We start from the raw sequence: 25,387 nt of genomic DNA on the forward strand, positions 1-25,387 counted from the left end.
ATGATAGATTTCAACTTTATCTTGTTTAGATAATTTAGACATAAAAATAACCCCCAAATTTGTCCTAAATTTGGGGGTCATATCATTGCTTAGTGCCTTTTATCTATACATTTCTTCTTTACGTTAAGTAGGAACAATCATAATTTTATTTATCTAAAATATAGACAGCAGCTCCATATGGCGGTAGTTCAACCTGTTTTCCTAATTGTTGATCAAATTGATAATTATTTATCAATAAACGACTATTTTTAAAATGAAGCTTACTTGGTACCTTGATTTCTTGTTTATCTGCCGTAAAGTTTCCGGTTACAAATAAGTATTGTGTTGAAGTTTCTCTTAAATACGTGTACGTAAATGGATTGTCGGGATCCAATAATTGATAATCACCTTCAGTAATGATTGGAATTTCATGCCGTAAGCGAATTAATTTCTGATAGTAATAAAAAACAGAATCAGGATCTTTTAAATTATCTTCAGCATTAATGTGTGAATAATTGGGATTATAGTCTATCCAAGGCTTTCCTGTACTAAAGCCGCCATTTTCATTCCACGGAATAGGGGTTCTACCATTATCACGGGAATTCAAATAAATGGTTTTTAAAGTATATTCTTTTGAATAATGCTTATTATTAATGAAGTCTTCATAGATATTATGTGTTTCAATATCTCTATAATCATTAATATCTTTAAATTTAGCATTAGTCATGCCTAACTCCTCACCTTGATAAATAAAAGGTGTGCCACATTGCATATGTAAAATAGTGCCAAGCATTTTGGCTGACTTATCACTCCATTCAGGTTGATCATTACCAAACCGAGTTACTGCTCGGGGTTGATCATGGTTACTCCAATATAAGCTGTTCCAACCATCATTTTTAATCATCACTTCCTGCCACTCGCTTAAAACTCTTTTTAAATCAACCAAATTAAATCTTTTATTGGAAAATTTTCCGTCTACACCATATGACAAATGCATGTGGTCAAATTGGAACACCATATTTAGTTCATGTCTTTGCGAAGCTGTATATAATACAGCTTGTTGACTGTTAGTATGGGCTGTTTCTCCAACAGTCATAACATTATAATGAGCTAAAGTTTCACGATACATTTCTTGAAGATATTGATGAACCTTAGGACCATTGGAAGCGCCGATATAGTAGTTTCCATATGATTTATTTTGAATCAAAGGACCATCTGGAAAAGTTGGATCTTTAGATATCAAGCTGATAACATCCATCCGAAAGCCATCAATTCCTAGTTCTAGCCAATATTTCATTATTCTATAAACGTCCTGACGAACATTTTTATTTTCCCAATTTAAGTCAGGTTGTTCCTTGGCAAATAAATGCAGATAGTATTGCCCTCTCTCCGGTGCATATTCCCATGCAGGGCCACCAAAACTAGACCCCCAGTTATTAGGAGGTGTACCGTCTGGATTAGGATCTTTCCAAATATAATAATCAGAATACGGATTATTCTTAGATTTTCTGCTTTCTTTGAACCACTTATGCTGATCACTAGTATGATTAACAACCAAATCTAAAATTATTTTCAAATTTAATTGATGGGCAGCATGTAATAATTGCTTGAAATCTTCTAAATTACCAAATTGTGGATTAATTTGATAATAGTCTGATATATCATAGCCATTATCAACCATAGGAGACTTATATATAGGATTTAGCCAAATAACATCTACACCTAATTTAGATAAATAAGGTAACTCAGATACTATTCCTTGAATGTCTCCGATGCCATCCCCATTACTATCTTTAAAACTTTTAGGATATACTTGGTAAACAACACTATTTTTCCACCATTGCTTTTCCAACTTATTCATCTTCCTCATCAAGCTCCATATTACTAAATTGATCATTTACATAGATAATTTGTTCTTTTGCTTCAATGATCAATTTTCTTAATTCTTCAGGTTTTAAATAATTATCATCTGATGGCAACGAAAGAATAACTCCTAAAACTAAAGGTAAGTTCATTCCAGAAATTAATTGAACGTGCTCATATTTTAGATAAGGAACAAAAGCTTGATTAACCGAGCCGCCTGGTAAATCCGTAAATATTATCAATTCATCGTGGCCTAAATTAACATTTTCTAAGCTTTTTTCAATTTCTTGTTCTATAGGTAAACTTGATAGATAGGCGTTTAAAGTAGCAATAGATTCAATATTTGGATTAATATATTTCAAAGTATCTAGCAGTCCAAATGCCATTCTATGATGACTAGCGATAAGAATTTTTCGATTCATAATAACCTCTACGCTTTTAAAATTCCAAAAAAGGACATTGCTAATGAGAATATGATTACTAGGAATATGATTTGAATGACAGTTACCTTTTTACTCATCAATGCCTTATAAACAAAATATGTTAATATTGCTGGTAATAACGCAGGCATAATTTTGTCCAAAATACCCTCTTGAATATTTAGATTAACTTTTCCAACTTTAAAATTAAGTGCCAAGTTAATCTTTACTACTGAGGGAATCAGTGCACCAATAACAGTTAGTCCCATGATCGAAGCGGCTTCAGTAAATGTTGAAATCTTATCACCTAAAGTTGTAACTAATTTAATGCCGGAATCGTAACCTAAATCAAAAAGCTTATATCTAAAGAAGAGAAACATACAGTTCAAGCATAACCAAATAATTGCACCTGTTGGATTCCCTTGTAGTCCCATGTATGCAGAAATTGAGCCAATAATTGTTGGGTATAAAACCCAAATTAAAGTATCACCTATTCCAGCTAATGGTCCCATCATTCCTGTCTTGAAACTTTGAACAGTGTCAATAGCTTTGACACCATCTTTTTCTTCCATAGCGAGACTAGCACCTAATAAAATATTTGCCATCCATGTAGTAGTATTGAAATAATTGAAGTGGTTATTGAGAGACTTTTTATAGTCTTCATCATTAGGATAAATTTTCCGCAGAGCTTTCTCTAGGCCATATACTACTGCTGGTGCTTGTTGAGTTTCGTAGTTAAAATCATTACATGCCATAAACATATAACGAGTTGCAGCTATTCTTCTATCTTTTTTGGTTAAATTCATTTTTTCAGCCTCATTATTTGTATTATTCATCAAAATCGTCTCCTTCTTCATCCGCTGAGAGTGCGCTTGATGTACTAGTTGTTGTATTTGTTTTGACGGTAGTTACATAGAAGTAGTATGCCATTGCCAGTCCAACAATCGATACTCCCATCATGGGTATATTCAGATAACCTGACAAGAAGAAACCAATTAAAAGCATTGAAAGATATTTTTTGGCTGGCATAACTTGCAGTAGCATTGCAATACCAACTACAGGGAGCATTGAACCCGCAATTGATAACCCGTTAGTTACCCAAGCAGGAATGAAGTGCAACACACTTTTTACCAATGTGCTGCCAAAGCAAACAACTAATGCGGTGGGAAGGGCAGTGGATAAACCAAAAACAAAGGGTCCAATCCATAAAATACGGTTCATTTTTTTGAATTTACCTGCATTCATTGCCTTTTGAGCTGCATGAGCAACGTAAGTATTAATAACTTTGGCTAACACGTCCAATTGAATACCAATCATTCCAACTGGGACTCCAACTGCCAGCGCTATAGCTTTTGCGTCAGCAATATTATGCGTGGTTTTAGTAGCAATATAAATTCCAACTATTGTTGCTAAACCCCAATTAGGTACTGAAGATCCGCCAATATTCGCAACGCCCAAAGCCATTAACTGAAACGTCCCGCCAATGATCATCGCTGTTTGCATATCCCCAGTAATCAGGCCCATAAATAAAGCCATCATTATAGGAAACCAGGTCGTAATTACAAATCCTTGCTGATCAATAACTGCCCAAAAAGATAGTAAAATTGTTAAAAAACCTTGAAGAACTAACATATTTCCTCCTTATTTAATATACATATTCAATGATTGATCTGTATCTGACGGAACATACCTAAAAGTTACCGGTACCCCTAATTTTTCAATAGCCTTAAAATCAGCTATTTCCTGCTTATTTACTGCAACCATTTTATGTACTTCTTTTTTATCTGGGCCGTCAAACATAATACCGATATTAACTTTAGGAATCTTGATATCATTTTTAATCAAGGTCAAAATGGTTGATGGCTCTTTAACTATTAAGAAAACATTGTGGTTATCATATTTACCTTCATGAAAATTCTTTATTGCTGTAGCAGTATCAATTATAGACATTCCAGTACCTGCAGGCTTACTCATTCGCATGGCAGCTTTTTGTACCTCATCTTTACTTATTACATCATCTATTACCATCAGTCTTTTCGCTTTAAGAAAGCCTGCCCACTGGGTAACAACGATTCCATGAATTAATCTTTGATCAACTCTTGCTAAAACTACACTCATTTTGTGTTTCCTTTCTTTTTGTTTGGTATCGATACCAAATTAAAATAAAAAATTATGTTGATTTTCTTTTAATAAATTCTAAGTTAAACACTTGCTTTGAATTATAACTGGGATCCGCGATTGACTCTAAAATTGCTTGTGCGGCTTTTTGGCCCATTTCTTCAATAGGTTGCCGAATTGTTGAAAGTGGAATGAACAAGTCAGCGCTGGTAGGCTGATCATCGACACCCAGAATAGCTACTTCTTTTGGTATTGATATACCTAAATTTCTTGCTTCCTCAAGCATTCCAATAGCTACTTCATCGCTACCAGCTATTATTAGGTCAGGTCGATTTTTAAGATCTACTATTTTATCAATGATTTTTCTACCATCCTTGATAGTTTGGCAATGAGGAAAAAACCAATCTGGATTAAACGACAAGTTTGCTTTATTTAAAGCATCTCTAAAGCCTAGAAAGCGATCAGTATTTAAATCATTATTGATTGTTTTAGTTAAAATGATCTCTTTATGTCCAGTTACGTAGGCAATTTTACGATATCCGGAATTAATTAAACTTTGTGTTGTAGACTTAAATCCTTCATATTGATTTGCTCGAATTATAGGGATTCGATCGTTTTTAAGATATTCATTTACTAAGACAATCGCTCCAAAGTCTAAATATGATGAAATTGTCGACCATGAATTTTCTAAAGAACATAGAATTATTCCGTCTACTTCTTGAGTTCTTAACATTTCTAGTGCTGCTAGTTCTTTATCTTTGCGGCCAAATGTTTGAACAAGAATAGTACTGTAATTATTAACATCTAAGTTCAATTCAATTATGTTCACTAAGCTTGCAAAAAACGGATTAGTAATTCGAGGAACAGTAACAACTAATGTATTAGCTTTGCTTCCTCTCAGCCTTCTTGCTGATGCCAATGGTTTATATCCCAATTGCTTCATCGCATCTAAAACTAATTGTCTTTTTTGTGGTGATACGTGTGGGCTGTTATTGATCACTCGAGAAACAGTCGAAACAGATATATTTGAAAGCTTTGCAACATCTGAAATTGTCACATTTTTCTTCACTGCTATTTTCCAATCCTCCTTGTTTAAAGTTTAAACCACAATTTAATTTTTATGGTATCGTTATCATAATACAGCTGAATTTGTTTTGCAAGCGCTATTTTACGAATAAACTATATATTATAAGTAAATCAACCCTTATTTTAACTATACTCATATGATTAAATTTTCAGCTGTAACTATTCTATAAATTATAATCAATCTCACTTATCAGTTTTTCAAAATAAATTTGGCTAGTAGACAAAAACATAAAGTAAATTGAAAGTCACTATAGAGAGTATAATTGTTAGATGCACTCAGAAACAATCAAGACTAAACTAAAAGGACTAACTCCGATCGAATAGAGAAAGTTAGTCCTCAATTAAAATTAATAAATATCCTAATTATATAGTTGATATCAAAGTAAAAATATTTTTATTCTAATAAAGAAATTATATTATTTGATTTTTGCCAATGCATCATCTACGGCGCTTTTAACAGCTTTCGAAGTCAGTTAAGACCCAGAAACCGCGTCAATATTGGTTGAATTAGATTCAATAATGTTGTGAAGCAAAGGTTTAATGATTTTTTGGCCAATTTCTTTAGTTTCACTTTGTTTGATGACATTGATATCTTGGATATTTTGGTTATTTTTATCCATGGTTACTTTGACCACAAACTCATTTCCCATGCCCTGATCACTTTTACCAAGAAACTGATTCGCACCAAGCTGGTAGTTTTCTGTTTGTTCGTCACTAGCTAGAATTTTAGGGTCAAGTGGGGCAACGTTTTCTACTTTTTCTCCTGGTTCTTGAGCGACATTTTCTCCAGCAATTTTACCGAATATCAACAGCTCTGCAACATCTTGACCAGCTTGATATTGATTAGTGGTTATGCTACCGGCTTCGCCAGCACTATATAAGCCCTTAATTGCCGAGCTATCTGGCTTTAAAACCTCAGCTTTTTCGTTTCTGCGTGGACCTCCCTGAGTGTTTAAAGCTGCAGGCTGCAACTTAATTGCGTATATTTGCCTATCATCAAGGGGAGTCATTGTCTCGCCATTTCTGCTAAATGAATAATCCTTACCTAATTTTGCAAGTTCGTTAAAGTCCTTAACTGTGTTGCTAAAAATGGTTGAATCAAAATTAAGTTTTGCTGCAAGTTCACTAATAGAGGAGGCTGCAATTGCCTTATTTAAAGCAGATTGTAATGCATTATCCTGTATTTTTTCCAATTTGGCTTTTTGCTTTTGATCAAAAATAATCCAAGATTGTGTAGTCAAATATGGGTGTCTGCCAAAACCATGAATAAACAGATAGCCGGCTTTAGAATGCTGGTCTTCTGCAAAGTAACGTGTACCATCATTACCTACAACAAAAATGCTGCCTGTGTATAGTTCCGGCCAAGTGTATGCTAAAATGCCACGCTGGCCATTTGCAACTGCATAAGTCAAACCGTGATATAAGCCACCGCCATTGATATGACTTGCTTGATCAGATGCTAGAAAGATCGCTACATCGGCCACTTCTTTTGGAGTAGCGTAACGATTGTCAAGATAAGCGGCTGCGTATTTCTTATATGCTTCTTCATGAGTAAGATTAGGAAAAGCCATTTTCTCAATTCTCTTCATCATATCTGTGTCAATAGCTCCAGGTGATACTGCATTAACATTTATGCCATGGGGACCAAGTTCTAACGCGACGCTTTTAACTAGACCAAGCGTTGCATGCTTAGAAGAGCAATATTGCGACATTGCTGGTGCTCCAACCATTGAGCCATCAGAAGCTAATACAACGATATGTCCTGAATTTTGTTTAATCATTTGTGGTGCTGCATATTTCATACAATACATGACTCCAAAGACATTAACTGCAAAAGTATGCTCAAAATTTTCATAAGTTTGTTTTTCAATTGGCAAGGATTTGCCTTCATCACCAGCATTTGGTACTAAAATATCTAAACTACCATAATGCTTAATTGTTTTTGAAATGAACTATTTAACCTGATCTTCTTTGGTCACGTCAACTATTGACGTTAACAAATGATCTGAATCAATATCTAAAGTAGGCAAAAATCTATCTAATTTTTCTTGACTAGTTGAAGAAATGGAAAGTTTTGCCCCTTCTTTTGCAAACTCTTTTACCAGTGATTGACCAACTCCACCGGTTGCTCCCGTAATTACAACAACTTTATTCTTTAAACCAAAATCCATAATTATCTACTTCCTTTCGCAAAAAGCCAAAAGTAGCGCTTACAGTATTAATTATATGGAATTAATTCTATAATAGAAATCTTTTATGGTAAATAAGGAAAATTGATTATGGATATTAATAAACTGAAAATTTTCGTAAATTTGGTAGAAACTGAAAATTTCACACGAACTGCCCAGAATTTAAATCTCACTCAGCCAAGTGTTAGTTATATTATTAAGTCGATAGAAGATGAAACAGGTCAAAAATTGTTTGTACGAAATAAACGACATGTAGTACCAACAAAAAATGGTCTTATTTTTTATAATCAAGTTAAGCCATTAATAAATAAGTATTATTTAGCCCTTCAAAGTATAAGATCTAATGAAGAAAAAGAAGCAGATATTATTAATATTGGCTGTACAGTAACTCCTTATAATCTAAATAATATCCCAAAATGGATAAAAAAATTTAATATACAATTTCCTAAAACCAAATTTAATATAACGATTTTAGATCATAATAAGTTAAAACAATATTTGGAAAATGAAAATATTGACTTGTTTTTGACAAGCAAAGGGGGATGCATCAGATCTTAAAAATATACGATTTTACCCTTTACTTAAAGATAAATTTTTTGCCATTGTGCCATATAGTAATTCTCTGTCCAATAAATCTGAGCTTTCTATTACAGACTTTACTAAGCAGAATCTGATTTTTGTTGATAATGACTTAACCGGAATTGAAATGATTAATTTACAGAATAAAATTATTAATGCAAATGCAAACCTAAATGTAACATTTACAAATGATTTGGCTGGTGCTCTGATTTTAGTTAGTGCTTTACAAGGAATAACAATAGGTTTGAAATTTATTTATACAGATTTTGATGAACAACTAAGAAAAGTGCCATTGGCCTTAAGTCCAACTATTAGCTATGGGGCTGTCGTTAAAAAAATAATAAAAGGCAGGTGGTAAAACAATTTATTGATTTCCTGCAAAATGAATTATAGAAAAATCCTCCAATATTATATTGGAGGATTTAATAATTTATGCTTGCATTGAAGCTCCAGAATCAGCATCTGTAGCTTTTTTATTCTCGTCAAGTACTAATTTTTGACCTGTTTGCTTTAAGTACCAATTAATGATTGGCAGTAAATCAACAATCCATTCAGTAACACCAGTATATTGGTCATTTTTATCAGTCATATTTTTAAAGGAAGCAACCATGTACTCATCAGCACTTGGCTTGATAAGCTTATAGGTTTTACCAGTCTTGGCGTAATCCATTATTTCTTGAACATGAGGCATTGAAGTTTTTTTGTGAACTTCTGATAAAGTTTGTCCCAATTTTTCTGGCCACCGTGGTGAAAGCAGCATTTTTTTAGGAATTTCGTTATTGCAATATACATAGCGATCATCTTTGTCAATAGTAATCAATTCAAGTGGCAGGCAGTTGAGCAGCGCATCTAATTGATCAACTGTTAGCAGCCCTTGGTCCAATTCTACATAATCTGAACCTTTAGCAGCCTTAACTTTTGTAGCAGTTTCTGTAATCCATGAACTTGTAGCTTCTTCTGTATGTTTAACCATTTTAATCTCCTTATTTGTTGTATAGGCCGTTTACAAAAATAGTATATTTTATTTATACTTATAAGTGAAATTAATATCAGTTATTAATAATAGAAATAGATTATAAGAGATACATATGGATATTAAAAAATTAGTTACTTTTGTTAATTTAGTAGAAACAAAAAATTTCACTAAAACGGCTAAAGCAATTCATGCTACGCAACCAACCGTTACACATGATATAAATGCTATTGAAGATGAGATCGGTGTTAAGCTGTTTAACCGCAATAAGCGCTACGTTAATGTGACGAAAAATGGTAAAGACTTTTATCATAAAATTAGGCCATTAATTAATAGCTATTATTCTGCGGTGCAGGATATTCAAGAAAAAGATAAAGAAGAAAGCTTAAAAATAAATTTTGGCTATTCATATAATCCGTTTAATGATAAATATATTCCCCTGTGGATAAAACAATTTCAGATAAACTTTCCACAAGTTAAATTTGAATTGGTAAATTTAAACCGCAACGAATTAAAACAGCAATTAGTATCTAATGATTTGGATATTATGTTGACAACCGGGTTAGAAGCAACAGACTTAAGTAATATTAAAATTTATCCAATAGAATCAGAGCCTTTTAAATTAATTGTTCCTCAAAATAACCCTTTAAGTAAAAAAACAAAGGTCAAGCTGACTGATTTACAAAATGAAAGACTGTTATTTTTAGATAACAGATGGGCAGCACAAGATATTATTAATCTTCAAAACAAAATTATTCATTTAAATAAAAATCTAACCATTACTTATGCGGATGAAATATCTTCTTTAAATGTATTGCTTAAGGCAAAACAAGGCTTGGGATTAGGTCTCTATTGTATTTATCCTGAACTTGATAGCAGCTTGATTTATGTTCCTCTTGATTGGGAGCCGCAAGTTGATTTAGTAGCCATTACGCAGGAAAATAACGCAAAAAGAATTGTTTATCAGTTTATCAAGTTTGTTCAAGATTTTACCTTTGACTTTGATTGATCCTGCTAATGTTATTATGCGGTCTTTTTAGCAAGTTTTTTAGGACATTAAATAATAAAACTATGAGATTTAATTGACCGATATATTAAAATAACATATAATTTTCATAATTTATCGTACAGTGAAGGCTAAGAGTAAACTGACTATTGCTGCTAGACTAAAAATCTATTTAAAATGAAAATTATCTGAGCTTTGATTCTTAGCTAAACTTGGGTTACATCTTTTAGGCGATAAGTTTAATCTATTTCAAAAATGTTAGGTAATATTCACGGAGATTTCTATGAAAAAAAAGTTTTATGCGCTCTACAAGGTTTTCCTTATTAATGCTTTTAGCAACAAAATTGCATTAATGTTTAACATTGTCTTTCCAGTTATATATTTTGCTATATCTAATGCTCCGGTCTTGATTAATAATTATACTGTCAGTAAGGATAAACTAATTAGCGCAAGTGCTTACTATTTTGCCTATATTGCCTTAACAACTACTCTAAATTCAGTGATTCTGGCAATGGTTGAGTATCGTGATTATGGTTATTATAAAGTTATTTACATGGTGACCAATTCAAAGTATCTAGTATTGATTAGTCAATTTTTATCGCAGTGGACGTTTTTAATAATAGAATTATTCCTTTTTAACTTAATCACCACACTAATGTTTAAATCCTTTGCTTATCTGGGCTATTTACTATTGACCACAATAATAGCTGCGATTGTGTTTGTTTTGCCTCTAACTATGGGCTTATATTTTTTACTTACAGTGAAATTAAGGTTGCAAACTTACAATATTGTGATTACGTTAATTATTTTGCTCTCTTTCATGGTGTCAGCTTTTGAAGCAAAAAACGAAATATTAAATTTATTATTGCTATGTACGCCTGTTAAATACCTAATGACGGGGTATGAAGTAATAATGCAAATGATGTTTTCTAGAGTAAATTGGGCAAATCTTATTAATTTATTGCTCGTTATTCTAATTTATGTCCTATTTGGAATGATTTTTATTGCAAAACAAAATATTTCTATAATTTTTGAAAAAAAATAGTTGGAAGGTGACAATATGGAAATTAGACATTTGAACTTCTCTTATAAAAAGAAAGAAATCTTTGCCGATTTTAACGCAAAATTTATTGCCGATCAGTTAAATGTGATCATTGGTAGTAATGGTGCTGGTAAAACGACTTTACTTAACCTAATTTATGGCTTTATTGATCGTCCTGCTGCAGCTATGATTGATTTTCCTTCTATGTCTAATATTATTTATAAATTTCAAAACATGTCTTTCTTTGATGAACTGACAGTAAAACAAGTAATAAATTTTTTTAAATCGATGAATGATCATACTGTTGCAGTCACTAATGCACAAGTTCGTTTTTATAATGAGATCATAAAAGAATTAATAAATACTAAACTAAGGACTTTATCCGGTGGTGAATATCAATGTGTTATGGTTTATTGTACTAGCATAATGGAACGGGAATTATATTTGTTCGATGAACCTCTTAGTGGAATTGACAGTTATATTGAAAATTTGATTTTAGACTTAGTTGAATCTTTAGTTGTTGAAAAAAAGAAAAAAGTAATTATGACTTTGCACCAGTTGGCTAAATTAAATTCTTTGCAGGCGCACATTGTATTCGTTGGCAACAAAAAGTGTGTTTTTGAAGGTAATCTTAGCCAAATGCTGCAGGCGGCAGATACAGATGATATTGATATTGCATTTAAGAGAATGCGTCAGGCAGTATCTTGTTAAATTAAGAGTGACTATACTTTTAATTTATAAGAGATATAAAATTGATTGAGCTAAACCAACTATTTTGGTTAGGTTTGCTTGGCGTATCAAGCAGAAGCGTATTACTTATATATAAAATGAGGTGACTTAAATAGTATTTTAAAGTCACCTCATTTTTTTAGTCAAATTAATAATAGTGCTACATGAGCAATTCATCTTAAATTCTGATGGTAATTTTTCGACTGTAGTATTTTTTAAATTGTTTTTATAGCAAAAGAAGTCATTCTTTTAGCTATATTAACAAAGCCAGCGATTCATAAGGCTGTAAAGCCAAAGTCTTTGGTACTGCGCTTAAATTTCTGTCATAGTTGCTAATTAAAGTTTGCGTTTTTTGTCCTTGATAAGAACCGGGTAAATCGTACGTCACTTTTTGCCCATAAAAATTATTTATTACTAGTAAGGTTTGTCCCTGATAAAGTCTGCAATAAGCAAAAATTTGCGGGTGATCCAAATCAATGGGTTCATAGCTTCCCTTAGCGATAATGGGATAATGTTTTCTCAAGTAAATCAGCTTTTGATAATAGGGGAAAATTTCACCATGATCAAGTTCAGCCGCAACGTTAATTTGTTCTTGATCTTTTGGCTTTAGCCACGGAGTTCCAGTAGTAAAGCCTGCGTTAACGGTGCTATCCCAATGCATTGGCGTTCTGCTATTATCGCGAGACTTTGCCTGAATAATTGCCAGAGCTTTGGCGTCACTTAAGCCCTCCTTTTTAAGTTCATCATAAGCATTGAGTGTTTCGACATCGACATAATCCGTGATTTTTTGGTAATTAGGATTGATCATGCCAATTTCTTCGCCCTGATAAATATAAGGGGTACCGCGTAATAAGTGCATTGCGGTAGCCAGCATTTCAGCTGATTTTTCCCGAAAATGAATAGGATCGCCAAAACGACTCAGCGCCCAAGGCTGATCATGATTATTCCAAAACAGAGCATTCCAGCCACCACCTTGACTCATTCCAATCTGCCATTTATTAAGAGCACTTTTTAAAGCGGAAAAGTCAAAGGGTATATTGGTCCATTTCTGACCATTTTGATAATCAACTTTTAGGTGATGAAATGTGAAAACCATTGATAATTCGTGATTACCTTTTTTAGTATAAGCAACAGAATTAGCAACAGTTGTTGAGGACATTTCTCCCACAGTAATCGTATCTGGCTCCTGACCAAACGTTTTTTGATTTAATTCTTTTAGGTATTGATGCACTATCGGCTGGTCTGTATACATTAATTTGCTGGCAGTATTTTTAGGCGCATCAGTGAGTTTTTCGTCTTTACCAATAACATTAATCACGTCAAAGCGAAAACCTTTAACTCCTTTGTCACGCCAAAAATTAACAACCTTAAATAATTCTTTTCTAACTGCAGGATTATGCCAGTCGAGATCAGCTTGAGTTTTGTCATATAAATGAAGGTAATACTTGCCGGTCTTTCCAAATGGGGCCCAGGCTGGTCCGCCAAACTTAGATGTCCAATTGTTAGGTAAGCTGCCATCTGGCTTAGGTTCTCTGATGTAAAAAAATTTTTGATAATATTCGTCTCCGGCCAACGCCTTTTTGAACCAAATGTGATCGGTGGAACAATGATTTAAAACCATGTCAAGCATCACATCAATGTGGTTTTGAGCAAGCTTTGTGACTAATTCTTCAAAATCGGCCATTGTGCCAAATAATGGATCAATTTCGTAATAATTTGCAATGTCATAGCCACTATCATTTTGTGGAGATACAAAAAAGGGATTAAACCAGATCATGTCGATATTTAGTTTTTTTAAGTAGGGTATTTTTGCGATAATTCCTCTTAAATCCCCGATGCCGTCACCATTACTGTCGTAAAAAGATTTAGGATAAATTTGATAAATCACTTTATCTGCCAAACTCATAATATAAGTCCTCCATTTTTAACTTTTCTGTGGGCGAAGTCTACAAATTTGAATTTATCAGGTCGGTGTTGAGAAATAGTGTACTGAAAAAAAGAAGTATCCTTTAAATAAGTTAAACTACGGACTACTACCACTAAGTTAGTATCGGTAAGATGCAACTGCTCCATTACATCTTTACTTGCCGGTTCTACGGTAATAGTTTTACTTGCATAATCGATTTCAAGTCCTAAATCATGTTCAAAATAGTGGTATAAGGAACTTTTAGCCTGTTCAAGTGATATGTCAGGTACATATTTTTTTAAAATATAATCTTCGTCAACCACTATTGGCTCATGATTGATTGATCTTAAACGGGCTACGTAGGTTGCGGCAGTTTCTGTTAAGGATAAATGCTTACGGATTATAAAAGGCATCTGTGCATCTTTTAATTCCAATATTTTAGTTGCAGCATTCATTTGCTTTTGCTTGTTCAGTTCATCAAAAGATTCGATGTTAGAAATCGGAAAGGCAATTCGAGCTGCGTTAATAACTACTGAGCCCTTTCCTTTTATTTTTTGAATTATACCGGCATCCAAGAGCTCGTTTAAAGCTTTTCTAATTGTTTCACGTGAAACGTTATAAAGCTCTGACAGAGCAGGCTCACTTGGTAAAAAATCACCGGCAACATATTGCTTGTGCTTTATTTTATTTGTTAGATCCGCTGCTATTTGTAAATATTTAGCTCTCATTATTAGTTATCCACCTTTTAACATTAATCATACCACCTTACATTTATTTTTAACCTGTCTAGACCGATAAAAAATAAAAAAATATTTATTACAACACCATAATAATCAATTTATTGACACCTGTCTATACAAGAACTATAATTTTAAGGAAAGCGTTATCAATATATATGACGACCTTTTATGTTGTAATTTTCTGGAGGCTAAAATATGAGTAGTACGATTAAAATACTGGCACCTGTTGCTGGTCAGGTCATTAATCTCAGTGATGTTAATGATCCGGTTTTTTCCCAGAAAAAATTAGGTGAAGGCTTTGCTGTTAAACCTAGTTCTGGGAAAATAGTTTCACCAGTAACGGGTAAGGTGGTAATGGTTGCTGAAACTAAACATGCACTCGGCTTGCAAACAGCAGAGGGTGTGGAAGTGATGATTCACCTGGGTATAGATACCGTTGAACTTGATGGCAAACCATTTGACTGGCAAGTAGCATCAGGATCAGAAGTAAAAGCAGGCCAACAATTGGGGACAATGGATCTGCAGGAGATTAAAGATGCCCAAAAAGACGATACAGTGATCTTGGCAATCACTAATACCGCTGATGTTTTAGCTGGTATCGATGTTGCTCTTGGCACCAAGTCTGCTGGTGAATCTGCTGCCACTATCACATTGAAGCAAACCAAGACTTCACCTGTAGCTAGTAAAGATGAAAATAAATATCAAACTACAGCACGTGAAATTGTTAAGGCAGTTGGTGGTGCTGGCAATGTTAAAAACGTTATGCACTGCTTTACCAGATTACGATTTACTTTGAAGGATAATAGTATTCCGCATGATGACGAAGTTAATAATATTAAAGGTGTTATTGATGTTACCCGTGCTAATAACCAATACCAAATAGTTATTGGTCAAACAGTAGAAGATGTTTATGATGAACTAATTAAGCTGCTCGGGCCTGAATATGCCGGACAAGGGGAGACTACACCAGCTGCTCCAGTTCCAGAGGCTGACCAATCTATTGGTGGCAAGATTAAAAATGGCTTCTTTCAGTTAATAGGTGTAATTACCGGCTCTATGATGCCAGTAATTGGTTTGCTGGCCGCCAGTGGTATGTTAAAAGGTATTCTTAACATTTTAACTAACTTTTGCCACATGTCTACGGCTTCGCCAACTTACACAATTATCAATGCAATGGGGGATGCGTCGTTTTACTTCTTGCCTTTAATTGTTGGATTTACTGCAGCTCAAAGATTAGGCTCTAATCCAGTAGTTGTTTCTATTATTGGCGGCTTTCTGATCTACCCTGATTTAGTAAAAATTTATGCCAGCGGTAAATTCAGTTACTTCCTGGCTGGTGTAGGTATTAATGCCAACTTCTTCGGTATTCCAATTCATATTCCACAATATACTTATTCGATTTTCCCAATGATTTTTGCGGCTTGGATGGCTGCTAAAATTGAACCATGGATTAAGAAGTGGATGCCAGTCACATTAAGACAAATTTTTACTCCTCTAGTAGAAATCTTTTTAGTAGGGATGACAGTCTTAATTATCGTAGGCCCAGTAATTTCATTTATTTCTACGGGAATTGCTAAAGTATTGCAATGGCTGTTAACTGTCAACACTGCACTTTCCGGTTTAATCATCGGTGGTCTTTACCAGATACTGGTTATCTTCGGACTGCACTGGGCAGTAGTTCCAATTATTGCGAATGATATTGCTGCAACAGGACACAGTATTTTAAACGGTATTGTTTCAGTAACTATGATTGCACAGGGTGCTGGTGCACTTGCTGTCTGGTTTAAGACCAAGCATAATCCTGACCTAAAGGGATTATCTTTAAGTGCTGCTATTTCTGCAGCTGTAGGTATTACTGAGCCGGCAATGTATGGTGTTAACTTAAAGTACGGTCGTGTATTTATGACTTCCAGTCTTGGTGCTGCCATTGGCGGATTGGTAAACGGACTACTTAAAGTTGATATGTATGGCTTTACTGGCAGTTTGATTGGATTCCCATCCTTTGTTCCTAAAGCCGGACAAGGCAATCCTAATAACCTGCTGAACTTCTGGATTGCTTCTATTGTGACTATTGTTGCTGCATTTGCTTTGACTTACTTCTTTGGTTATAAGGAGAATGATGCTGATAGTCCTAAGACTGCACCCAAGAAAAAGAATTTAGCTGATTTATAATATGTGGGGTTGTTTAATAGATTAATTTTTAAAAAATATTGAATTATATAAAAGGGTTCTAAAACTAATAGTGATTAGTCAAGAGCCCTTTTATAATGTATTTTTGAAATACTCGGTTAAACTATAATAAAATAGATTATTGTAGATGGAGTGATTGAAATGAAAGTTCTGATAATTGGTGCTCACGGACAGGTTGGGCAATTATTGGTAAAAATTCTACAAGAAAGTACGAATTGCCAGGTCATTGCAGGCTTGCGCTCCCATGAGCAGGAGAAAGCATATCAAGAAAAGGGAATTGCTACTGCTTTTATTGATCTAGCAGGGTCGCAAAAAGAATTGGCAAAAGTGATGCAAACAGTCGATACAGTAGTGTTTGCGGCTGGTTCAGGTGGCAAAACAGGTGCTGATGCAACAATGATGATTGATCTTGACGGTGCAGTCAAAGCAATTAACGCTGCAAAAGATACTGACATTCAGCGTTTTATCATGATTAGTGCGATTAAATCTGACGATCGCAGTTTTTGGTCGGATAATGCACCAGCAGCAGGACCACAAAATTATTACTATGCGGCAAAATATTATGCTGATCAATGGTTGTTACACAGCTCACTGGACTACACAATTTTACGACCAGTTGCACTGACTAATCAAAAGGCAACAGGGAAAATTAAAGTAGCAAGTCATTTTACTGATTCTATTGCAGATATGACAATTACTCGTCAAGATGTGGCCCAAACGATTGCTGACATTATTTTAACGGGAAAATTACACCAAAAGGAATTTGATATTGCTAATGGCACAGTACCTATTAAACAGGCAATTACAAACTTCCACTAAAAATATTTGATCATAAACTTTAAAAGGCTAATAAATTATTGCTTCGCTAACATAATTTATTAGCCTTTTACTTTGGACTAAAACCCAATAAAAAATGAATGAAAGTAGTAGTGTAAATATTGTTGCTTTAAGTCTGATTAAATTAAAAAAGTATTGCTTTTACATGAATGCATATAGTAAAATCTGCTTATATTATTATTAGAATAAAGGAGGGAGCTATGCTAAAAGTAGAACATTTAGGTAAAAGTTTTGATACTTTTCCAGCGCTTCAAGATGTTAACTTTACTATTCAGCCTGGTGAAATTATGGGTTTGATTGGTCAAAATGGTGCAGGGAAAACCACCACTTTTCACAGTATTTTAAATTTTCTTCATTACGACGGAAAAATTTCCTGGGAAGATCAGCCCATTACTGAAAAAACTTTTGATACGATAGGCTATTTGCCGGAAGAACGCAGTTTACTACCCAAAATGACTATTGAGCAGCAAATTGTTTATTTGGCGGAGCTAAAAAGCCGCCCTGCAAAAGAGATAAAACCGCAAATTGATGACTGGCTGAAACGCTTTGATGTTCAGGGCAAGAAAAGTGACAAAATAAAAACACTTTCGAAGGGTAATCAGCAGAAAGTGCAGTTAATTTGTACTTTAATTCATCAGCCCAAGTTAATTATTTTGGATGAGCCCTTTAGTGGTTTGGATCCGGTAAATGCAGATTTGTTCAAAAATGCAGTTTTGGATGCTAAAAAGCATAATGCGGCAATTATCTTTTCCAGTCACGATATGTCAAATGTCGAAGAAATTTGCGATAGTTTGATCATGTTGAAAAAGGGACAAGTTGTTTTAAGTGGTACAGTTGACGCTGTTCGTGACTCATTTGGTAAAACAGAAATTTACTGCAAAACTACTAAGTCGCTTGCAGAATTGCAGCAGCTCCCTCACGTTAAAAAAGTGGAAAAGAAAGCGCATGGCCAATATCTTTTGCGAATTGAAAATGAAAATAGTGGTCCGGAAGTCTTTGACGCATTGACAAATGGCGAATATGTTGAAGAGTTCCGGCAACAACCACCAACACTTGACGAAATATTTAGAATGGAAGCTGGTGAACAACATGAATAAATTATGGACCGTAACGCTGCAAACTTATTGGCATCAAGTTAAGTCTTGGTCTTTTCTGCTTTTGATTCTGGGTCCATTTTTCATAATTGGTTGTGGTGCTTTAGGAGGAGCTGTCGGTGCTAGTTCTGATCCAGACAGTCAGATTGCAGTTATCAGTTCCAATGAGCAAGTTCGCCAAAACTTTATTAAAAATAATGATAAATATGTTGATGCTAAAATTAAAACCGCTGAATCTGCTAAAAAGGCTGTCAAAAAAGAAAAGATTGATGGCTACTTGGTATTTGAAACGCAAAAAAAGCAGGTTAAGGCCATTTATCATGGAGCGTCACCTATTGATGATGAATTGAAACCCAAAGTAAAAAGCTATTTACAAGTCTTGCAGAGTCAGCTTAATTTGCAACAGGCGCAATTAGCGCCACGTCAGTTTAAAGCCTTACAGCAACAGCCAAAATATCGCGAAGTACTCCAGAAAAATCATCAGAGAGATAAATTGGTTAAAATGGTGTCTTTAATTATTGTGATTATGGTCGTTTATATGGTTTTGATGTCCTACAGTAGTATTACAGCTCAAGAAATAGCCTCTGAAAAGGGCACGAAGATTATGGAAATCATTTTTTCCAGTACAACTGCTGCAAAATATTTTTTAGGCAAAATTTTGGGTATTTTCGGCGTAATTTTTACTCAGCTCATCATTTATATTGTTGGCGGCTGGGCAACTTACCGTTGGGCATTGCATTCAAAAATTACGGCTTCTTTTATGCATAACAATCAAGTAGTAATAAATAAAATTTTGGGCAATTTGTTAAATGTCAATCTCATTTTTCTGATTCTTGGTGTAATTATTTATACGATATTAGCAGCCTTTTCAGGAGCTTTAGTAGCTAAGCCGGAAGATTCTTCAAAAGCTGCTCAAGGTACTACAATGCTTTCCCTCATTGCATTTTTCCTGTCATTTGCGCTTATTACTAACCCAGAACAAATTCTGCCACAAGTATTATCTTACGTACCTTTCTTTTCCTCATTCATGATGCCAATTCGTATAATTAATGGCCACGTTGGTAATATGGAAGTTACTTTGTCGCTGGTAATTTTAATAGTAAGTATTGTTGCTTTAACAGTATACATTAGTAAAATTTATCAAGGCGTAATTTTACAAACAGAAGATACCAGTTTTTGGAAGAGACTAAAACGAGGGCTGGCATATAGTAAAGCATAAGTAATAAAAAAGGCTAGGACGAAAAAATCCTAGTCTTTTTATGTGAAACTAAACTGCTCTTAATTGGTTAGTCCAGCTATAATTTGTTTTTTAATCAAGCCGTAATCGGTAGTAGTGTCTCCTTGGAAGTTAAAGAAGTCTGTTTGTAAGGCAAAGGCTCCTATAGGTCCAATAATTATTCTAATTATTTCAATTGGAGTTAAGCTCGAGTCAATTTCAGAAAATTTTAGTTTCCAACTGTTGAACACATTAATAAAATCAGTTTCCTTACTGATTAGATCTTTAAAATATTGCAGTAATTTGGGGTCAGTCAGTATTTCTTGTAAAAGCAACTTGATAAAATCAAAGTTGGCTTTAATAAATTCAAGTCGGTCTTTGACAATAAAAGTGACCAATGCGTCCAAAGTTTGATATTGGGAAAGACTGCCAATAAAGTCTTGCTGTAATTCAATAAATAAGGGACTGAGTAGTTTTTTAAGCAAATCATCTTTTGATTGGAAATATTTGTAAATTGTGGCTTCGCTTACTCCAGCCGCTTTTGCGATTTTAGAGGTGGTAGTAGCATGAAAGCCTTGATTTGAAAATAAATCAAGTGCTGCTAACAATACCTTCTTTTTCCCGGCTGGAATTTTTTCATTGTTTAGTTCTTTTTCATATGCGGAAATAACTTGGACCAAAAATATCACCTTTTTCTGCTTTTAGCTTAATTATACTTTGCGGTACCGTTTTAAGCCAACAATGTTTAATGCTACTAAGACAACTATAAATATTAATAAAGCTAGCATATCGCCAGCAAATGATTCAAATCCGCGGCCGTAAAGTATTACTTGATTTAATGCGTCTCCCGCATAAGTTAGTGGCAGTATTTTACCCAGGTAAGATACCCAGTTCGCCATTGAATCGAGGGGAATAATACCTGAGAAGAATATTTGTGGCACAACTACAAGTGGGATGAACTGCATCATTTGAAATTCTGATTCTGCAATGGTTGATAGCAAGAAACCGAAAGCTAAAGCAACCATTGCTACTAGAATACTAATTAAAATTACCCACAACACATTGCCTGCTACTTCAATATTTAATAACCAGATTGTGACACCAATAATGATTATTGATTGAATGACAGCAACTATGCCATAACTAATCATATAACCATAGATGATCTCACTTCTTTTAACGGGAGTGGCCAATAATCTGTCCAAAGTGCCTGTGGCTCTTTCTTTTAACAATGCCATTCCTGAAATAAGAAAAACAAACAGGAAGATAAAGAAGGCAACTAAGATGGGCTCAATCTTATTAAAAAAGCCTGTATCACTGTTACCGTAGTAATATTTATTGATAATCTTAGCTTTTTTTGCCTTCTTTTGTTTAGGTTTCTTTTGCGCACTTGGTTTGGTCGGTACTTGCATACCATTTTTTTGCGCTACAATAGCTAATTGTTTAGATAATTTAACTAATTGTTTTTGACTCCGAGTTAGTGCAGATTTCATTTTAGTAATTGACTGCCCCGTAATTGCAGCTTTCAAAGCTTGTTTGGTCAGAGCAGTTTTGCTCGAATCCGTATTAGCATAATCTACATAGTATTTATTGTGGTGGTAATAGATCACACCGTCGATTTTATTTTGTTTTAGTTTCTTTCTTGCTTGAGTTCTGTCGGTATATTTTTTTATGGAAACGTGATCCACTTTGTCTAAGTTTTTGTTTACTTGATGAGGGACATCAACCACCGCCAGCTTAGCACTGGTTGATGAATTGGAAGCAAACATTACATTCATCAACCACAAGACTAAAATTGGTGCCAGAAAAATCATTGCTAAAGTTCTTTTATCACGAAAAAGTTCTTTTAAAACTTTTTTGACAATTGCTGTTACTCTCATTATTTTTCTCCTTCCTTCTGTTCTGCTTTTAAAAAGACATCTTCAATAGTTGGTACGCCATAATTCTGTTCAAGAACTTGCGGATGATCAAAAGCAATAATTTCACCATGAAGAAGCAAGGCGACGCGGTCAGTTTTTTCAGCCTCATCCATAACATGAGTGGTGATTAATACGCTGCAACCTTGACTGCGTAAATTATTTAATTCATGCCAGATTTTTCTACGTAAAGCGGGATCAATTCCGACAGTGGGCTCATCTAGAACAAGTAATTTAGGATAAGAAAGTAGGGCAATTGCTAGCGACAGGCGGCGCATCATGCCTCCGGAATACTCTTTAACATATTTATCTAATGCATCTGTTAAATCAACCACTTCAGCGACATATTCAATTTGTTCTGCTATATCTTTCTTAGCAACACCCTTCATTTCACCAAAAAATTCCAGGTTTTCTGCTCCTGTTAGTGAAGTATATAGGGCGTCTGATTGCGCCATGTAGCCAATTTCACCTAAAATTTTTCTATTCGGCATCTGCTTTCCTAAAACTAAGGCAGATCCCGAGTCCGCCTTTTCCATTCCTAAAGCTGTTTTAATTGTCGTAGTTTTTCCTGCACCAGAGGGACCAATTAAACCGATGATTTCGCCTTTTTTAAGTGTTAAATTAACATTGTTCAAAATGGTTTCTTTACCATATTTTTTAACTAAGTTATGAATTTCAATAAAATTGTTCATATTTCCTCCTAAAGTGAGTAATCACTCACAAAGAAATATTATAGTGAGTAGTTACTCACTTGTAAAGAACAATGAGTTAGAAAAATGAATTTTGGTCAATGTAGCAAAAGTATTTTTAAATAATTATGACTCACAGCTACTTTTTTGAATTTTTAACTTGGTGTATAATAAAATACTATTCAAACCAAATACTGTATTTTTATGATTAGTCATATGTGAACATCATTTGAATACATTTAAACTTTGTATGTCCAATGGCTGGATTTTAGTAACTAGACAACTCATAGTTATTGATAACAAATATTTCTCTGACTTTTTAATTGTGGCTGCAAAGACCAAGATATTAGTAATAGTTTTAGACTATGTTTTTCATATGGAGGAAGCATGATTATCAGTAATATTTGGTTGATTATTTTTGCCACTATTTCATCATTTTCCAGGGGAATAATATCAGTTATTGACCGTTATCAAATGGGGTATCGGAAGCAAAGCTCAATTGATGTGAACTTTTTAAATAATATTTGCAGCTCGGTTTTAGTGACTTTCTTCCTGATTTACGTCCTGCACAGTTTTCCTAGTCCCAGAATAACCAACAACTATATTATTAAAGTCCTTTTATATGCTTTTTTGGCGCAGATAGTTGCTTATGGTTACAGCTATGTGTTCAAAAAAGTTTCAATTATGCAGTCTGTGCTTTTGAGCAAGGTGACCGATCTTTTTATTCCTTGGGCCATCTTGCTGACTATGGGCTACTTTAGCAAATCCTCATATCTGGTTTCGATTATTTCCACTGTAATAGTAGTTATTTATATTGTTTTCGAGCAGCGTCATAATAATTTAAATTTGAAAAACCTGTTGACGACTTTTGCCGTAATTGCGCCCTTGTTGATTATTCAAGCAGCACTTTCACCGTTATTAACTAAAGGCCTAATCAAACCGATTGATCTGGTCTTTTTTACTATTATGACAATTTATGTGCGCTGTTTAATTACCTTAATTACTTTTATTTATAAAAACAGGACTCTCAAGATCAGCGCCGAAAATCTTAAAGGCAAGGTTTACCTGATTTATGGTTCCCGAGCAGTTCTAACGCTTTTAGCGCAAGTAACTTATACTTTGGCAACATCTTCTCCCAATTCAAGCATTGCCTGGATCTTTTTAAATATGACCTCTTTATACAGCGTCATCTTTGGCGATATTTTCCTTAAAGAAAAGATGAAATTCGCAGATATTTTGGTAATTGTGGCCATTTTTATCTTGGCTTTATTTTCAAAGTAACTGCAAGAGTTTGGAAAATTGGAAGTGAAGTGCTAAAATAGCGAAATGACTTGGAAACGTCGGTTCAAGGTGATTGCTGGTTTTATTTAGGGATGAAACCTGCGTTTTAATTAAACCCGTCAATCCTTTATTTCAGTTTGTTAATGAACGTGTGGATGAAGATGCGTGGGGCGATTTAATTGTTGCGCTATTGCTGTTAATAATTGTGGATATGCAATTGCATAATCCTTGGTACATCACGATCATGTTTATTTTTATTTTATTTTTTACTTCGCTCATCTTTTTGGGATTGGCCATATTAGGTAACATAGTTTCGCTTTTGTCTAATGGCTTAGGCGACTTGGCAGAAACAACGTTTGACTTTTTTGACATGAGTAAATATCCCTTAGCGATCTATTCATCGGTTTTAAAGATAATTATGACTTTTATCTTGCCAATCGGCTGGGTTGCTTCAATTCCACAAGAAAAAATTGCAGTTAAACATGAGTGGATATGGTTACTATTAATTCCTGGCGCCTGTGTATTCTTTTTTGTCATAATTTATCAGTTATGGCGAGTATTTTTACAAAAATACCAAAGTACTGGCAGTTAATATTAAAAAGCCCTGTAGCTATTGCTACAGGGCTTTTGTTTTAACGAGTAAAATTACGATCTTCTGGAGTAAGAGGGCCAACAACCCGGTGAGGCGTATATGCTTCTGCCAAATAATTTAAGTCTTCTTCAGCCAGTTCTAAATCAACTGCTGCAACAGAAGATTGTAAATGGTCAGGATTGGTGGCACCAACAATTGGAGCTGCTACCTGTGGTTGATGAAGCAACCAGGACAGGGCAACTTGGGCTTGGGGAACATGATATTTTTCTGCTACTTCGCCTACTCTGCGGATAATTGGCATATCTTTTTCTTTATCAGCGTCATACTTTTCTCTAGCAGGTTGATCTGTCCGAAATCTTAAAGTATCTGCACTCCATTGTCTGGTTAACCGACCCGAAGCTAAGGGACTATATGGCGTTAAGGCAATATTTTGGGCTTTTTCCAATTGCCAGGCAAACATTGCGGAAGCACCGATATATCTTACTTTTCCCGCTTTGACTAAGTCATGCAAAGCTTCCATCGTTTCTTCAATTGGAGTTTGATAATCCCCAGCGGTGAATAATATATAAGTCAATGTAGTCCATATCCAAACGCTCTAGGCTCTGGTCAATTTGCGTCATAATTGCCTTGCGCGAAAGACCATGTTGATTAGGTTCATTAGTTGGGGTATAGAATACTTTAGTTGCAACTACTACTTGGTCACGGTGAGCTAATTTTTTTAAGTGCAGCTCCAAGATAGCGCTCACTGTCACCATGAGAATAAATATTTGCAGTATCAAAAAAATTAATACCTAATTCCAAAGCTTTGGCAACAACTTTTTCACTTTTTTGGGCATCAATTGCCCAGGGAAACATTCCGGATTCTGGACGACCAAATCCCATTGTACCAAGACAAATTCGTGAGACATCCAGCCCCGTATGACCCAGTTTTGTATATTTCATT

24 protein-coding genes and 2 pseudogenes are annotated in these 25,387 nt (G+C 34.5%); 11 read left to right on the plus strand and 15 right to left on the minus strand.

Annotated elements, in window-relative coordinates:
- Positions 1–145: 145 nt before the first annotated feature.
- The 8 genes and pseudogenes from H3T43_RS08895 to H3T43_RS08925 form a co-directional block, all read right to left on the minus strand.
- Positions 146–1,849 carry an alpha-glucosidase gene (locus H3T43_RS08895; RefSeq protein ID WP_370520808.1) on the minus strand — a complete coding sequence of 568 codons (1,704 nt, stop codon included), beginning with the start codon at positions 1,847–1,849 and terminating at the stop codon, positions 146–148.
- Positions 1,833–2,264 (minus strand): PTS sugar transporter subunit IIA, encoded by a 432-nt coding sequence (locus H3T43_RS08900; RefSeq protein ID WP_198214051.1) that lies wholly within the window; start codon positions 2,262–2,264, stop codon positions 1,833–1,835. Before H3T43_RS08900 ends, H3T43_RS08895 begins: the two co-directional genes overlap by 17 nt.
- Positions 2,265–2,272: 8 nt before the next feature.
- Positions 2,273–3,097 carry a PTS system mannose/fructose/sorbose family transporter subunit IID gene (locus H3T43_RS08905; protein WP_198214052.1) on the minus strand — a complete coding sequence of 275 codons (825 nt, stop codon included), beginning with the start codon at positions 3,095–3,097 and terminating at the stop codon, positions 2,273–2,275.
- The gene (locus H3T43_RS08910; protein WP_198214055.1) at positions 3,090–3,893 is read right to left on the minus strand and encodes a PTS sugar transporter subunit IIC; all 804 of its coding nucleotides are present in this window, start codon (positions 3,891–3,893) and stop codon (positions 3,090–3,092) included. The genes H3T43_RS08905 and H3T43_RS08910 overlap by 8 nt, the downstream gene beginning before the upstream one ends.
- A gap of 9 nt (positions 3,894–3,902) precedes the next feature.
- Entirely contained in the window at positions 3,903–4,379 is a 477-nt protein-coding gene (locus H3T43_RS08915) for a PTS sugar transporter subunit IIB (protein WP_187154220.1), read from the minus strand.
- A 52-nt stretch (positions 4,380–4,431) separates the two neighbouring features.
- A complete protein-coding gene (locus tag H3T43_RS08920; RefSeq protein ID WP_223896129.1) occupies positions 4,432–5,448 on the minus strand; it encodes a LacI family DNA-binding transcriptional regulator in 1,017 nt (338 codons plus the stop codon).
- 490 nt (positions 5,449–5,938) lie between these two features.
- A complete protein-coding gene (locus H3T43_RS09475) occupies positions 5,939–6,115 on the minus strand; it encodes an FMN-binding protein (RefSeq protein WP_223896314.1) in 177 nt (58 codons plus the stop codon).
- Between the two features lie 213 nt (positions 6,116–6,328).
- Positions 6,329–7,636 (minus strand): annotated as a pseudogene (locus H3T43_RS08925) (SDR family oxidoreductase); the annotation flags it as partial.
- A gap of 108 nt (positions 7,637–7,744) precedes the next feature.
- Between H3T43_RS08925 and H3T43_RS08935 the strand changes: the two are divergent.
- Complete coding sequence (locus H3T43_RS08935) at positions 7,745–8,212, plus strand: LysR family transcriptional regulator (RefSeq protein WP_198214061.1); 468 nt, start codon at positions 7,745–7,747, stop codon at positions 8,210–8,212.
- 46 nt (positions 8,213–8,258) lie between these two features.
- Entirely contained in the window at positions 8,259–8,591 is a 333-nt protein-coding gene (locus H3T43_RS08940; RefSeq protein ID WP_198214063.1) for a hypothetical protein, read from the plus strand.
- Positions 8,592–8,663: 72 nt separating this feature from the next.
- Here the strand turns inward: H3T43_RS08940 and H3T43_RS08945 are convergent, their stop codons facing one another.
- Positions 8,664–9,206: a PAS domain-containing protein gene (locus H3T43_RS08945; RefSeq protein WP_198214065.1), complete on the minus strand. Its 543-nt coding sequence runs from the start codon at positions 9,204–9,206 to the stop codon at positions 8,664–8,666.
- A gap of 115 nt (positions 9,207–9,321) precedes the next feature.
- On the opposite strand from H3T43_RS08945, the gene H3T43_RS08950 reads away from it, so the two are divergent.
- From H3T43_RS08950 to H3T43_RS08960, 3 genes are all read left to right on the plus strand, one after another.
- A complete protein-coding gene (locus H3T43_RS08950) occupies positions 9,322–10,215 on the plus strand; it encodes a LysR family transcriptional regulator (protein WP_198214067.1) in 894 nt (297 codons plus the stop codon).
- Between the two features lie 280 nt (positions 10,216–10,495).
- A complete protein-coding gene (locus H3T43_RS08955) occupies positions 10,496–11,257 on the plus strand; it encodes a hypothetical protein (RefSeq protein ID WP_198214069.1) in 762 nt (253 codons plus the stop codon).
- A gap of 15 nt (positions 11,258–11,272) precedes the next feature.
- Positions 11,273–11,965, plus strand: coding sequence for an ATP-binding cassette domain-containing protein (locus H3T43_RS08960; protein ID WP_198214071.1), 693 nt, complete (start codon positions 11,273–11,275; stop codon positions 11,963–11,965).
- 271 nt (positions 11,966–12,236) lie between these two features.
- Here H3T43_RS08960 and treC read toward each other — a convergent pair whose 3' ends face one another.
- Both treC and treR read right to left on the minus strand, forming a co-directional pair.
- On the minus strand, positions 12,237–13,889 hold the full coding sequence (treC, locus tag H3T43_RS08965; RefSeq protein WP_198214073.1) for an alpha,alpha-phosphotrehalase: 1,653 nt from the start codon (positions 13,887–13,889) through the stop codon (positions 12,237–12,239).
- Positions 13,886–14,617 carry a trehalose operon repressor gene (treR, locus tag H3T43_RS08970; RefSeq protein ID WP_198214075.1) on the minus strand — a complete coding sequence of 244 codons (732 nt, stop codon included), beginning with the start codon at positions 14,615–14,617 and terminating at the stop codon, positions 13,886–13,888. The genes treC and treR overlap by 4 nt, the downstream gene beginning before the upstream one ends.
- A gap of 207 nt (positions 14,618–14,824) precedes the next feature.
- On the opposite strand from treR, the gene H3T43_RS08975 reads away from it, so the two are divergent.
- The 4 genes from H3T43_RS08975 to H3T43_RS08990 all read left to right on the plus strand — a co-directional run bounded on the left by H3T43_RS08975 (position 14,825) and on the right by H3T43_RS08990 (position 19,969).
- Positions 14,825–16,801 (plus strand): PTS glucose transporter subunit IIABC, encoded by a 1,977-nt coding sequence (locus H3T43_RS08975; protein WP_198214077.1) that lies wholly within the window; start codon positions 14,825–14,827, stop codon positions 16,799–16,801.
- 159 nt (positions 16,802–16,960) lie between these two features.
- On the plus strand, positions 16,961–17,638 hold the full coding sequence (locus H3T43_RS08980) for an NAD(P)H-binding protein (RefSeq protein ID WP_198214079.1): 678 nt from the start codon (positions 16,961–16,963) through the stop codon (positions 17,636–17,638).
- Positions 17,639–17,856: 218 nt separating this feature from the next.
- On the plus strand, positions 17,857–18,753 hold the full coding sequence (locus H3T43_RS08985; protein ID WP_198214081.1) for an ABC transporter ATP-binding protein: 897 nt from the start codon (positions 17,857–17,859) through the stop codon (positions 18,751–18,753).
- Positions 18,746–19,969, plus strand: coding sequence for an ABC transporter permease (locus H3T43_RS08990; protein WP_198214083.1), 1,224 nt, complete (start codon positions 18,746–18,748; stop codon positions 19,967–19,969). The genes H3T43_RS08985 and H3T43_RS08990 overlap by 8 nt, the downstream gene beginning before the upstream one ends.
- A gap of 59 nt (positions 19,970–20,028) precedes the next feature.
- Here the strand turns inward: H3T43_RS08990 and H3T43_RS08995 are convergent, their stop codons facing one another.
- The 3 genes from H3T43_RS08995 to H3T43_RS09005 are packed head-to-tail and all read right to left on the minus strand — an operon-like array spanning position 20,029 to position 22,574.
- Entirely contained in the window at positions 20,029–20,646 is a 618-nt protein-coding gene (locus H3T43_RS08995) for a TetR/AcrR family transcriptional regulator (protein ID WP_198214085.1), read from the minus strand.
- Between the two features lie 30 nt (positions 20,647–20,676).
- Complete coding sequence (locus tag H3T43_RS09000; protein WP_198214087.1) at positions 20,677–21,846, minus strand: ABC transporter permease; 1,170 nt, start codon at positions 21,844–21,846, stop codon at positions 20,677–20,679.
- Entirely contained in the window at positions 21,846–22,574 is a 729-nt protein-coding gene (locus H3T43_RS09005; RefSeq protein ID WP_198214089.1) for an ABC transporter ATP-binding protein, read from the minus strand. The genes H3T43_RS09000 and H3T43_RS09005 overlap by 1 nt, the downstream gene beginning before the upstream one ends.
- Positions 22,575–22,958: 384 nt before the next feature.
- Here H3T43_RS09005 and H3T43_RS09010 point away from each other — a divergent pair, with 384 nt between their 5' ends.
- Positions 22,959–23,852, plus strand: a complete 894-nt coding sequence (locus H3T43_RS09010) for an EamA family transporter (RefSeq protein ID WP_187154035.1) — start codon at positions 22,959–22,961, stop codon at positions 23,850–23,852.
- Between the two features lie 73 nt (positions 23,853–23,925).
- Positions 23,926–24,444: an ABC-2 family transporter protein gene (locus H3T43_RS09015; RefSeq protein WP_198214091.1), complete on the plus strand. Its 519-nt coding sequence runs from the start codon at positions 23,926–23,928 to the stop codon at positions 24,442–24,444.
- A gap of 40 nt (positions 24,445–24,484) precedes the next feature.
- On the opposite strand, the pseudogene H3T43_RS09020 reads toward H3T43_RS09015, so the two are convergent.
- Positions 24,485–25,386: pseudogene (locus H3T43_RS09020) on the minus strand (aldo/keto reductase).
- Position 25,387: the final 1 nt, after the last annotated feature.

Origin of the sequence: Lactobacillus sp. M0396, from assembly GCF_016101625.1 — a bacterium.
GTDB classification, from domain to species: domain Bacteria; phylum Bacillota; class Bacilli; order Lactobacillales; family Lactobacillaceae; genus Lactobacillus; species Lactobacillus huangpiensis.